The organism is Synechococcus sp. CBW1004 (genome assembly GCF_015840715.1).
Lineage (GTDB): Bacteria > Cyanobacteriota > Cyanobacteriia > PCC-6307 > Cyanobiaceae > Cyanobium.
Map to the genome: position 1 here is coordinate 2,219,874 of NZ_CP060397.1, position 12,224 is coordinate 2,232,097.

The 12,224-nt window shown below is 68.0% G+C and carries 12 protein-coding genes; 4 read left to right on the forward strand and 8 right to left on the reverse strand.

The annotated features are described in order from the left end of the window. Window positions 1–74: 74 nt before the first annotated feature. From H8F25_RS10545 to H8F25_RS10570, 6 genes are all read right to left on the reverse strand, one after another. Complete coding sequence (locus H8F25_RS10545; RefSeq protein ID WP_197210376.1) at window positions 75–356, reverse strand: MSMEG_0570 family nitrogen starvation response protein; 282 nt, start codon at window positions 354–356, stop codon at window positions 75–77. A gap of 131 nt (window positions 357–487) precedes the next feature. Beyond that, window positions 488–1,603 (reverse strand): sll0787 family AIR synthase-like protein, encoded by a 1,116-nt coding sequence (locus H8F25_RS10550; RefSeq protein ID WP_197210377.1) that lies wholly within the window; start codon window positions 1,601–1,603, stop codon window positions 488–490. Then, on the reverse strand, window positions 1,600–2,265 hold the full coding sequence (locus H8F25_RS10555) for an MSMEG_0567/Sll0786 family nitrogen starvation N-acetyltransferase (protein ID WP_197210378.1): 666 nt from the start codon (window positions 2,263–2,265) through the stop codon (window positions 1,600–1,602). The genes H8F25_RS10550 and H8F25_RS10555 overlap by 4 nt, the downstream gene beginning before the upstream one ends. An 85-nt stretch (window positions 2,266–2,350) precedes the next feature. Next, complete coding sequence (locus H8F25_RS10560; protein ID WP_197210379.1) at window positions 2,351–3,460, reverse strand: MSMEG_0568 family radical SAM protein; 1,110 nt, start codon at window positions 3,458–3,460, stop codon at window positions 2,351–2,353. Next, window positions 3,453–4,466, reverse strand: a complete 1,014-nt coding sequence (locus tag H8F25_RS10565; protein WP_197210380.1) for a Nit6803 family nitrilase — start codon at window positions 4,464–4,466, stop codon at window positions 3,453–3,455. Before H8F25_RS10565 ends, H8F25_RS10560 begins: the two co-directional genes overlap by 8 nt. A gap of 50 nt (window positions 4,467–4,516) precedes the next feature. Next, on the reverse strand, window positions 4,517–4,999 hold the full coding sequence (locus H8F25_RS10570) for an MSMEG_0572/Sll0783 family nitrogen starvation response protein (RefSeq protein WP_197210381.1): 483 nt from the start codon (window positions 4,997–4,999) through the stop codon (window positions 4,517–4,519). A gap of 412 nt (window positions 5,000–5,411) precedes the next feature. On the opposite strand from H8F25_RS10570, the gene H8F25_RS10575 reads away from it, so the two are divergent. Continuing rightward, window positions 5,412–6,710, forward strand: a complete 1,299-nt coding sequence (locus tag H8F25_RS10575) for an MSMEG_0569 family flavin-dependent oxidoreductase (protein WP_197210382.1) — start codon at window positions 5,412–5,414, stop codon at window positions 6,708–6,710. A 210-nt stretch (window positions 6,711–6,920) separates the two neighbouring features. Continuing rightward, window positions 6,921–7,568 (forward strand): RdgB/HAM1 family non-canonical purine NTP pyrophosphatase, encoded by a 648-nt coding sequence (gene rdgB / locus H8F25_RS10580; RefSeq protein ID WP_197210383.1) that lies wholly within the window; start codon window positions 6,921–6,923, stop codon window positions 7,566–7,568. Window positions 7,569–7,731: 163 nt separating this feature from the next. Here rdgB and groL read toward each other — a convergent pair whose 3' ends face one another. Then, window positions 7,732–9,366 (reverse strand): chaperonin GroEL, encoded by a 1,635-nt coding sequence (gene groL, locus H8F25_RS10585; protein ID WP_197210384.1) that lies wholly within the window; start codon window positions 9,364–9,366, stop codon window positions 7,732–7,734. A 202-nt stretch (window positions 9,367–9,568) separates the two neighbouring features. After that, window positions 9,569–9,880 (reverse strand): co-chaperone GroES, encoded by a 312-nt coding sequence (gene groES, locus H8F25_RS10590; RefSeq protein WP_197210385.1) that lies wholly within the window; start codon window positions 9,878–9,880, stop codon window positions 9,569–9,571. 386 nt (window positions 9,881–10,266) lie between these two features. Between groES and atpD the strand changes: the two genes are divergently transcribed. Beyond that, complete coding sequence (gene atpD, locus H8F25_RS10595) at window positions 10,267–11,733, forward strand: F0F1 ATP synthase subunit beta (protein WP_197210386.1); 1,467 nt, start codon at window positions 10,267–10,269, stop codon at window positions 11,731–11,733. Window positions 11,734–11,760: 27 nt separating this feature from the next. Then, a complete protein-coding gene (atpC, locus tag H8F25_RS10600) occupies window positions 11,761–12,168 on the forward strand; it encodes an ATP synthase F1 subunit epsilon (protein ID WP_197210387.1) in 408 nt (135 codons plus the stop codon). Window positions 12,169–12,224 lie beyond the last annotated feature (56 nt).

Consider the following 12,224-nt stretch of genomic DNA (forward strand, 5'->3'; position numbering starts at 1 on the left):
GGGGGCCTGCCTGTTCCGGGGCGAGGCCGAGGATGTGTTGTTCGCGATCGGTTCCCAGGACCGGGATCGCGTGCTCAGCTGAGCTGCCGGGTCACCTTGACCGTCGAACCCGTGGCGTAGCGGGCCAGCCGCTGGCGCAGACGTTGTTCCTCCTCGTCCGTGCGGGTGCAGGCGAAGCCATAGCGGGCTCGTACCCGCTCCGAGGCCTCCCGCAGGGCCTGGACGCCGCGCTGTTCGAGATCCGCGACGCTCAGAGCGTCACCGGGCCGCAGGTACTCGAGCACCACCGTGGAGGGGGAATAGAACTCGCTGGTGTCACCATCGGGCCACTCCAGCTGCAGGCGCACTTCCGGCATCGTTCAGGTCCCTGGAGCGTTCGGCTGCGACTGTGGCCGTGATGGCCCGCTCGGGCTGTCACAGGCAAGACAGCGCCGGCGAGGGCAACTGGCCCAGATACCGAATGCAGAGTGCCCCGGTGAGGAGCTGATCATGCCGTCTCTGCCGGGTCGCCTGGCTCCTGGTGGAGCGGCCCGAAGCCCGTCAGTCCCTCGCCGCCACTCCAGAGCGTGACCGCTTCTGCGCCGCGTTGCAGCACCAGCGCCGGATCGCCCCCGGCGAAGCACCCGATCGGTGCGGCCAGCAGTGCGGGATCGCGCGCCAGGACGTCGACCAGTCGGCTCTGCAGCTCCGGTCGCACCGCCAGCAGGAAGCCGAAGCTGGGGAAGCAGCGGAGCCAGGCCTCCTCCGTCACCCCGTCCGGCCGCGGAATGGCCTCCAGATCGAGACTGAGCCGCAGGTCGGCCGCCTCGGCGAACATCACCGCCGTCCCCACCAGGCCGCCCATGCTGATGTCCTTGGCGGCATGCACCAGACCCTCCGCCGCAAGCCGGGGCAGCAGGGCCAGCTGGGCCCTCAGTTGCGCAGGATCCGCCTGGGTGGCCGCATCCCAGAACGGGTAGTGGCGGTGGAAGGCGCCTCTCTGGTTCACCACCATCCAGAGCTGATCTCCCGCGGTCGCGGATCGGGCCGACAGCACCGGCCCCTCGGTCGTGCCGAGCACCGCCACCGACAGGGCGTCGTAGGGGCTGTGCAGATTGCTGTGCCCGCCGACCATCGGGATCGCGAAGCGCCCGCAGGCGAAGCGCATCCCCGCCAGCAGCGCCTCGCTGCGCTGGGGATCCCTGCACCAGAGGCTGTTCACCAGGGCCAGTGGCCGGCCGCCCATGGCGGCGATGTCGCTGAGGTTCACCAGCACGCCGCTCCAGCCGGCGAACCAGGGGTCCTCCTCCACCAGGCCGGGATGCATGCCCTCGCAGGCCAGCAGCAGGCGCCCGCTCTGGGCGGGCAGCAGCGCCGCGTCATCCCCCAGGGCTGCCGCCGGACCCAGCTCCGGGAAGGGTTGATGGGCGAAGGTGGCCGCCGCCGGCTGGATATCGCGCTTGGCGGCGAGTCCCGCCTCGGCCGCAAGGCGCGCTGCCAGAACGGCCAGTTGCCCGGCTACCGGGTCGCCACCCGGGATGGCATTCCCTACGCCTGCCGTGGCCTGGGATGGGGCCGCCGTGGCGGGCTGCACTGGCCCCCGGGCCGCCGGTCGCCCGCTCATGCCGCGAGCCTGCTGCCGGGCGGTGTCGCCAGCAGTGCTGCCGGGCGCGGTTCGCGCGAGGGCCGGTAATAGGCCAGGTCGGCCTGCATCAGGTGATGGCGGATGCCGCGGATCTCCAGCTCTTCGAGCGACTGCCAGTGCAGCCGCTGGAAGAAGCGCACGTTCTGAATCTGCACCGTCGCCAGGAAGCGGTCGCAGCCCCAGCCATGGGCGGTGGTGACCGCCTTCCAGATCAGGCCCTTGCCGATCTGGTTGTGGCGCCGGAAGTCCCGGTGCACCCCCAGGCGACCGCCGTACCAGAGGCGTGGCTCGCTCTCAAGGATGCGCACCACTCCCACCACCTGCCCTCCCATGCCCCGCGACGGGTCGTGGTTCACCGCGGCGATCGGGTAGGCCCGCTCGTCGAGCGCATCGCGGTCGCTCTGCTCGAACAGGTGCTGCTCCTCGCAGAAGATCGCGCTGCGCAGGTCCCAGTAGCTGGGAATCAGCGGGCTGCGCCGCCGCAGCAGGTGGAACGAGAAGCTCGGCGAACTGGCGGTGGGCGAAAGCTGAAAGTCGTCGGCATCGACAGCGATGCCCCAGCGCACCGAGGGGGTGAAACTCGCCGGGGCCGTGCTGAGGCTGCCGCTGGCGGCCTCGCTGGCTGGATCCAGGAAGACCATCGGGGTATCTAGAGCGGGGTGGCAGTGGAGAGTGAATGGGCAGGGGACAGGTGGGACCCGGGCCTACGGGCGGCTGCGGCGACCCTCATGGCGCCTTCTCGAACAGCGACAGGGCCGAGCAGGCGCCGCACTTGGCGCAGCCGGCGCTCATCTGATCGCTGCGGAGATCGGAGACGCGCAGCCGTGCCGCCACCGCCGCATAGATCTCCACCATGAAGTCGGTGGTGGGGGCCGGATGGCCCTCCAGCGGCGTGCCGGCGATCGGCACGAAGGGCACCACAAACGGGTAGACGCCCAGCTCGATCAGCCGTTCGCTGCAGGTGATCAGGGAGTCGGCGCTGTCCCCCAGGCCGGCCAGCAGGTAGGTGCTCACCTGGCCGCGTCCGAACACCGCCACGGCCTGCTCAAAGGCCTCGAAGTACCGCTCCAGGGGCAGCTCGGACTTGCCGGGCAGGATGCGGCGGCGCACCTCGGGCTCCACCACCTCCAGGTGCATCCCCAGGCTGTCGACGCCGGATTCCTTCATGTGGGCATACCACTGCGGATCCTCCGGCGGTTCGCACTGGGCCTGGATCGGGATCGCCACGCGCCGCTTCACGGCCGCGGCGGTCTCGGCCATCAGCCGTGCGCCGCGGTCGTCGCTGTTGGGGGTGCCGGTGGTCATCACCAGCTGGCGAATGCCATCGAGGCGCACCGCCGCTTCGGCCACTTCGGCCACCTGCTCGGGGGTCTTGCGCACCACGGTGCGGCCGTCCTCGAGAGACTGCTCGATGGCGCAGAACTGGCATGAGTCGCGCCGGTCCCGGAAGCGGATGCACGTCTGCAGCAGGGTGGTGGCCAGCACATCGCGGCCATGCAGCAGGGCGATCGAGCGGTAGGGGATGCCGTCGTCGGTGCGGAGGCCGTAGAAGCGAGGCTCCGGCGGTGCGCTGAGGCCGTTCAGCCGTTCGCCGCCGCGCTCCTCAAGGGCCACGCCGCCGCCGGCCTCGGCTGCCAGGCGGTAGGGCGACTCCTGGGCGGTGGCGTTGTAGACGGGCACCATCACCGTGGTGTCGCCGAAGGTCAGAGCGCGGTGGTCGGAGGGGCCGGCACCACCGCGGCGGCCGCTGTTGCCTGCGATCGGGGCGCCCGCGAGGGCCGGATCCACCACGCCGCGCACCTGCAGTTCGGTCACGAGGCGGCCGAGCTCAGACATGACTCACCTCCCCTGCCGGGGCCGGGGTCGCGATATCCGGCAGGCGGGCCGCAGCCTCGGGATGGCCCAGGGGTGGAGCGCCCATCGCGCTCACCTGGGCGGCCGGTTCGGCGTTGAGGCGCAGGCCCAGAAGATCGGGGCGGCTGTAGTGGCCGACGCTGTCCATCATGCGTTTGCGTTTGGTGATCAGGGAGCGGTCCAGTTCGGCGATCGCCAGCCCCTCCCCCTCCGGCAGCGGCCCGGCCAGGTAGCGGCCCTCGGGGCTGATCACGGCCGTGTGGCAGCCGCCCTGGAAGGCGGCATGGAGAGAGGCATCCGGTGTGATCGCGGCGTGATCGTCGGGGTGAAGCCAGGCGGTGGAGCAGATCACGAAGCAGCCGGCCTCGAGGGCGTGGTGGCGCATCGTCACCGCCGTCTGTTCGCTGAAGATCGGCCCCACCAGGGAGCCCGGGAACTGGGCGCAGTGGAGTTCCTCCCCCTGGGTCATCAGCGCGAAGCGCGCCAGGGGGTTGTAGTGCTCCCAGCAGGCGAGGGCCCCGATCCTGCCGATGGATGTGGGCACCACCTGGAGGCCCGCCCCGTCGCCCTGGCCCCACACCATCCGCTCGTGATAGGTGGGCGTGATCTTGCGGCGTTTGAGCACGATCGTGCCGTTGGCGTCGATCAGCAGCTGGGTGTTGTAGAGGCTGCCGCCGTCGCGTTCGTTGATGCCGAGCAGAACATGCATGCCGTGCTGGCGGGCGGCGGCTGCGATCGTGTCGATGGCGGGACCGGGAACGGTCACTGCCTGCTCGTAGAGGGCCAGGTGGGAGCGGCCCATGCGCACGGGCGGCTCGACGAAGGAGAAATAGGGGTAGTAGGGCAGAAACGTCTCCGGAAAGACGATCAACTCGACCCCGGAGGCGGCTGCCTCCGCCATGGCGGCGAGCACCCGCGCCACGGAGCCCTCCAGAGAAAACAGAACCGGCCGGATCTGGGCCGCGGCGACGGTGATGGTGCTGGCCATGGCAGAACAGTCAGCGCAGGTGATCAGTGATGACGATCAAGGCGAAGGGGTCAGAGGGTCCAGGTATCGAGAATGAAGGCCCCTTCCTTGCGGTGCATCAGCACCAGATCGAGAACATCAAGCGGGTTGATCGGCCGGATGCCGGGCATCAGGGCCGCTTCACCATGGCCGTAGAGGGCCTGGAGGGCGAAGCGGCAGGCGTACACCTTGCCGCCCTGATCCATGAACTTCTGCAGGCGGGCGTTGAAATTGAGATGGCCGTCGAAGGCGGCATCGCCCAGCTTCGGAAAACCGCGCTGCACGCCGAGGGTGACGCCGGGTCCGTAGAGCAGGATCGAGGTCTCGAAGCCCTTGTTGATCAGGCGGCTGCCCTGCAGCAGATTCACCAGTCCGATCGAACCTTCGAAGGCGACGGTGTGAAAGGTGATCAGCGCCTTTTCGCCGGGTTCTGCTTTGACATCGGGAAAAACCTTTTCCTCATAGTCAACGAGAAAATCGCCCGGCTGGTTGGCGGGGCGGGTGACGGCAGGCATGAGGACTAGGGCGTCGAAATGGCGTGTGAAGCTTTGCTGCTGGGTCGTCGTTTGATTTGTCGCCGATGCGACCGAATCGCGGGTGGGTGGTCCGTGAGTCGCCGCAAAAACGGTCGAACTCGTTGTCGGTGTCAACGGCTACAGAGGCAGAAGGTTGTTGCCCGCATGATCGTTGATCAGGTCCATTTCCTGAATCCGTACCCGGCGCATTCAGCCCTGTTGGGCATCACTGGCGTCCTCGCCTTGCGGATGCCCTCAGGCGTCGCGGTTCCTTCCATCGGCTGAGTCTTCCTCGCATCCGTCCCGCTCAGGCAGGGCGTGGCTCAGCCGGTTGCCCGGGGTCTCCCGTGTCAGGCCGTTGGCCCGTCTGGCTCTGCCTCTCCCGTTCGTCCCTCTCCCCCGGTTGTCTGCCGTGTCCAGTCGCTTCAGCCCCAGTTCACGCCGATCCGTCGTGGTGGTCGGCGCCGGTCAGGCCGGCCTCTCGGTGGCTCAGGCCCTGCAGCAGCGCGGCATCCGGCCGCTCCTGCTCGAGAAACACCGCATCGGCTACGCCTGGGATCAGCAGCGCTGGGATTCCTTCTGTCTGGTGACGCCCAACTGGCAGTGCCGGCTGCCGGGCTTCCCCTACGACGGCTCCGATCCGCATGGCTTCATGGGCAAGCAGGAGATCGTGGCCTATCTGCAGCGCTTCGCCGCGCACGTCGGCGCTGAGGTGCGTGAGGGGGTGAGTGTCGATCGGCTGGTGCAGAACGGCTCGGCCTACCGCCTGGGCACCAGCGAAGGCGAGATCGAGGCTGACCACGTGGTGGTGGCCACCGGCGGTTATCACCGGCCGCGCCGCCATCCCCAGGCACCGCGCCTGCCGGCCGGTGTTCTGCAGCTGGACGCCCGCGACTATCGCAGTGCCGCTGCGTTACCGCCAGGTCCGGTGCTGGTGGTCGGCAGCGGCCAGTCGGGCTGCCAGATCGCTGAAGACCTGTTCCTCGAGGGCCGCGAGGTGCATCTCAGCGTCGGTTCCGCCCCCCGTTCCCCCCGCCGCTACCGCGGCCGCGACGTGGTCGACTGGCTCGATCGCATGGGCTACTACGCCATGCCGATCAGCGAACACAGCGACCCCAGGGCTGTGCGTGCCAAGACCAACCACTACCTCACCGGCCGCGACGGGGGACGGGAGATCGACCTGCGCGCCCGGGCCTGCGAGGGCATGCGGCTGCACGGCCGCCTGCTGGCGATCGGTCCGGGCCACATCGCCTTCGAGAACAACCTGGCCGCCAACCTCGATCAGGCCGATGCGGTGTATTGCCGCATCCGCAGCAGCATCGACAGCTGGATTCAGCAGCAGGGCATCGCAGCGCCCAGCGAGGCGCCTTACTCCCCCTGCTGGGAGCCGCCCCCCGGCGACGATCCGGGGCTGGATCTGTCCGCCACGCCCCTGGCGGCGGTGATCTGGTGCACGGGCTATCGCTCCGACTTCCGCTGGATCGACGTGCCGGTGTTCGACGGGTCGGGTCAGCCGGTCCATGAGCGCGGTGTCACCCAGAGTCCCGGTCTCTATTTCCTTGGCCTGCCCTGGCTGCATACCTGGGGATCGGGGCGTTTCTGCGGCGTGGCCGACGACGCCGAGCATCTGGCGGCTTTGATCAGCCTGCGGGTGGCCCGTCGTGACGCCAGCCAGGAGCGGCTGGAGTGCACGGCGCTGCTCGGCTCCTGACCGGGACGGCTTCCCGGTTGTGATCGCTGGGCTGAGCGGCCGGCCCGATCCGCCGTGTGCAGCGCCAGGAAACCCGCGCCTCCCTGGTCCGCTTGGCGCCTTGGCGTCAGGGGCGAAAGGCAGCCGCCACCTGGCAGACCTCATGCCTGCCGTGGCTGCCCTGGCCGCCAGCGGGTCGGGCATGCTGACGCGCAGATCTCCCCGACCCGGATGGCCTCTGGCAGTGCGCCCCTCCCCCTGGTGATTGCCAGCGGCAATGCCGGCAAGATCCGCGAATTCGCCGCTCTGCTGGCGGAGCTCCCCCTCGAGATCCGCAGCCAGCCTGAGGGGCTGGAGGTGGAGGAGACAGGCACCTCCTTCGCCGAGAATGCACGCCTCAAGGCCACGGCCGTGGCTCGCGCCAGCGGCTGCTGGGCCCTGGCGGATGACTCGGGACTGAGCGTCACGGCCCTGGAGGGGGCCCCCGGCGTGCAGTCGGCCCGCTACGCGGACAGCGACACGGCGCGGATCGCGCGCCTGCTGCGGGAACTGGCCGCAGCCGATGGTCGCCGTGCCAGCGCTGGTCTGCCGCCCGACCGCACCGCCCACTTCACCGCCGCCCTGGCGGTGGCCGATCCCAGCGGCAGGATCCGCCTGGAGGTGGAGGGCACTTGCCCCGGCGAGATCCTGGAGGCCCCCCGCGGGGAGGGCGGCTTCGGCTACGACCCGGTGTTCTTCGTGCCGGAACTGGGCCTGAGCTTCGCCGAGATGGACAAGGCCACCAAGGCCTCCATCGGTCACCGCGGCCGTGCCTTCGCCTTGCTCGAGCCGCGGCTGCGGCAGCTCCTGGAGGGCGAGGCCGCGATGGCGGCGATCTGAAGGTCTTGCCCTGAACGCAGGCTCGGTGGCTAGAGCCGGGAGGCCGTGGATTCTGGCGATGCTCCAATGCAGGGGTGCTTGCCTTCCCAAAAAAAAGCGCCCCCGAGGGGGCGCTTGCTGACAACCGGCAGGGTTGTGCGTTGACTGTGATCCCGGGTTGGGATCAGTAGTCGAAGTCGCCACCCATGCCGCCGCCACCGGCGGGAGCGGCTTCCTTCTTCTCGGGCAGATCGGCCACGATGCACTCGGTGGTGAGCACCATGCCGGCGATCGAGGCGGCGTTCTGCAGGCCGGAGCGGGTCACCTTGGCGGGATCGACGATGCCGGCGGCCAGCATGTCGACGTACTCGCCGGTGGCGGCGTTGTAGCCCTCGTTGAAGGGCTTGCCCTTGACGTGCTCGGCCACGACGGCGCCGTTGGCGCCGGCATTCTCAGCGATGCGCTTGAGGGGAGCGGTGAGGGCGGAGGCCACGATCTGGGCGCCGATCAGCTCCTCGCCGGAGAGGTTGGCTGTGGCCCACTCCTCGAGGGCGGGAGCCAGGTGGGCCAGGGTGGTGCCGCCGCCGGGGACGATGCCCTCCTCGACAGCCGCCTTGGTGGCGTTGATGGCGTCCTCGAGGCGCAGCTTCTTGTCTTTCATCTCGGTCTCGGTGGCAGCGCCCACCTTGACCACGGCCACACCACCGCTGAGCTTGGCCAGACGCTCCTGCAGCTTCTCCTTGTCATAGGAGGAGTCGGTCTCGTCCATCTGCTTGCGGATCTGCTCGCAGCGGGCCTTCACCGCAGCCTCGTTGCCCTCGGCGACGATGGTGGTGGTGTCCTTGTTGATGGTGATGCGGCGGGCCGTGCCCAGCATCTCCAGCTTGGCGTTCTCCAGCTTGAGGCCGGCGTCCTCGGTGATCAGCTGACCGTTGGTGAGAACGGCGATGTCCTCGAGCATGGCCTTGCGGCGGTCACCGAAGCCGGGAGCCTTGACGGCGGCCACGTTCAGGACGCCGCGCAGGCGGTTGACCACCAGGGTGGCGAGGGCTTCCTTCTCGATGTCCTCGGCAATGATCAGCAGGGGCTTGCCGGTGCGGGCGATCTGCTCGAGAACGGGCACCAGGTCCTGCACCAGGCCGATCTTCTTGTCGGTGATCAAGATGTAGGGATCCTCGAGCACCGCCTCCATCCGCTCGGTGTCGGTGGCGAAGTAGGGGGAGATGTAGCCCTTGTCGAAGCGCATGCCTTCGGTGACCTCCAGTTCGGTGGTCATCGACTTGCCCTCCTCGAGGGAGATCACGCCTTCCTTGCCGACCTTGTCCATGGCGTCGGCGATCATGCGACCCACCTCTTCGTCGTTGCCGGCGGAGATGGTGCCCACCTGGGCGATGGCGTTGCTGTCGCTGATCGGCTTGGCGTGTTCCTCGATCTTCTTGACCAGGAATTCGGAGGCCTTGTCGATGCCACGCTTGAGGCTGATGGCATTGGCGCCGGCGGCCACGTTGCGCAGGCCGGCCTTGACCATGGCGTGGGCCAGGACGGTGGCGGTGGTGGTGCCGTCACCGGCGGCGTCGTTGGTCTTGGAGGCGGCCTGACGGATCAGGGCGACGCCGGTGTTCTCGATGTGGTCCTCGAGTTCGATCTCCTTGGCGATGGTCACACCATCGTTGACGATCTGGGGAGCACCGAACTTCTTCTCGAGCACCACGTTGCGGCCCTTGGGACCGAGGGTGACGGCCACCGACTCGGCGAGGATGTCGATGCCTTTTTCGAGCGCACGGCGAGCCTGCTCGTTGTAAATGATGCGCTTGGCCATGGGATTGGCGGAAAGAAAAGGGGTGGGATGGAAGACGGAAGCCGGGATGGGACTTCCTGGGGAGTGCGATGGGCCGGGCCGAAGGTGCAGTCCTGAGACATGGGCTGACAGCGGGCCCGGAGCTCAGCTGAGGTGTTCTGGAGAGGTTCAGCGGCCAGTGCCACCAAGGCCTCTCAGCTCAGAGGCCCACGCTGAGCGGTGCTCAGTTGACGACGGCGAGGATGTCCTTCTCGGAGAGGAGCACGTACTCATCGGTGCCGAGCTTGATGTCGGTGCCGGCGTACTTGCTGTAGAGCACCTTGTCGCCCACGCTCACTTCGGGAGCCTGACGGGAGCCGTCTTCGTTGCGCTTGCCGGGGCCGACCTGCACAACTTCACCGACCTGGGGCTTTTCCTTGGCGGTGTCGGGCAGCAGGATGCCGCCGGCGGTTTTTTCCTCGGATTCGGACACCTTGATAAAGATGCGATCTCCGAGCGGTTTGACCGTGGAGACGCTGAGGGAGACAGCAGCCATGGATGAGGAATGGGTTGGTCGCGGAAGATACACGTGCGCTCAGGGAGGCTCCGACCCGGCCGGGCGGCGCAGCGCCGAATGGCGGCTGGCGGAGCGATCTGGCACTCACGTGCTTCGAGTGCCAACTTATGAGCCTGTCCGCCCTGTGCGCCAGTTCGGGTGACCGAACCGGGCCTGCCGGGGCCGTCCGTGGGTTGTCCGGGGGGTGTCCGGGGTGGGCCGTCGGGTCTCTGCGTCAGCTTTCGTGAGTGCTGGTGACGCTGGGGGTTGCCACGGCGGCGGGTCGGGTGTAGCGGCGGGGCTCCTCCGGCCGCGGGAGTGGTAAGGTTGCCCGGCTTCAGGCGGGAATTCCCTCCCGCTGGCTCTCACCGCCACCTCCTTCTCCTATGGCAGCTGCTGCTCCCGCCGCGACCGGCACACAAGGAATCGTCAAGCAGGTCATCGGCCCGGTGCTCGACGTGGAGTTCCCGGCCGGAAAGCTGCCCCGCATCTACAACGCTCTGCGCATCACCGGCAAGAACGCCGCCGGGCAGGACGTCGCCCTGACCGCCGAGGTTCAGCAGCTGCTGGGCGATCACCGGGTGCGCGCCGTCTCGATGAGCAGCACCGACGGCCTTGTGCGCGGCATGACCGCCCTCGACACCGGCGCTCCCATCTCCGTGCCCGTGGGTGAGGCCACCCTGGGTCGCATCTTCAACGTGCTGGGTGAGCCCGTCGACGAGCAGGGTCCCGTCAACACCACCCTCACTGCCCCGATCCACCGTGAGGCTCCCAAGCTCACCGAGCTGGAGACCAAGCCCAAGGTGTTCGAGACCGGCATCAAGGTGATCGACCTGCTGGCTCCTTACCGCCAGGGCGGCAAGGTCGGCCTGTTCGGGGGCGCCGGCGTCGGCAAGACCGTGCTGATTCAGGAGCTGATCAACAACATCGCCAAGGAACACGGCGGTGTGTCCGTGTTCGGTGGCGTGGGTGAGCGCACCCGCGAGGGCAATGACCTCTACGAGGAGTTCAAGGAGTCCGGTGTGATCAACGCCGACGACCTCTCCAAGTCGAAGGTGGCCCTCTGCTATGGCCAGATGAACGAGCCCCCCGGCGCCCGTATGCGCGTTGGTCTGTCGGCGCTGACCATGGCCGAGCACTTCCGTGATGTGAACAAGCAGGACGTGCTGCTGTTCATCGACAACATCTTCCGCTTCGTGCAGGCCGGCTCCGAGGTTTCGGCGCTGCTGGGTCGGATGCCTTCGGCTGTGGGCTACCAGCCCACCCTGGGCACCGACGTGGGTGAGCTGCAGGAGCGCATCACCTCCACCCTCGAGGGTTCGATCACGTCGATCCAGGCCGTTTACGTGCCTGCGGACGACCTCACCGACCCGGCTCCCGCCACCACCTTCGCCCACCTCGACGCCACCACCGTGCTCAGTCGCGGTCTGGCCTCCAAGGGCATCTACCCCGCCGTGGATCCCCTTGATTCCACCAGCACCATGCTGCAGCCGGCAGTGGTGGGCGACGAGCACTACCGCACCGCCCGTGCTGTGCAGTCCACCCTGCAGCGCTACAAGGAGCTGCAGGACATCATCGCCATCCTTGGCCTTGATGAACTCTCCGAGGAGGATCGCCGCACCGTTGACCGGGCCCGCAAGATCGAGAAGTTCCTGTCCCAGCCCTTCTTCGTGGCTGAGATCTTCACCGGCATGCCTGGCAAGTACGTGAAGCTCGAGGACACCATCAAGGGCTTCAACATGATCCTCGCCGGTGAGCTCGATGATCTGCCGGAGGCCGCCTTCTATCTGGTCGGCAACATCGATGAGGTGAAGGCCAAGGCGGCCAAGATCCAGGCGGAAGCCAAGGGTTGATCCCCATCCCTTTCGGAGCTTCTCCCCATGACACTCACTCTTCGCGTTCTGGCTCCTGACCAGAGCGTCTTTGACGACAACGCTGACGAAGTGATCCTTCCCAGTACCACCGGCCAGGTGGGCATCCTCACCGGTCACGTTTCGATGCTCACCGCCCTTGACAGTGGTGTGCTGCGCCTTCGTCAGGGTTCCTCCTGGCAGTCGATCGCCCTGATGGGCGGTTTCGCCGAGGTGGAGGCCAATCAGGTCACGGTGCTCGTCAACGCCGCCGAACTCGGCAGCCGCATCGACGCCGCTTCTGCTGAGAAGGAACTGGAGGCTGCCCAGCATGCCGCCGATGCCTTCGAAGGACAGGCCTCGAGCACTGAGAAGGTGAAGGCCCAGCAGGCCCTCGCCCGTGCCCGTGCGCGTCTCGCAGCCAGCCGCGGCAGCTGAGCACAACACCACCCCCCTGTCGCTGCTCCCCTCCGGTGGTGGAGCCGTCTCATCAG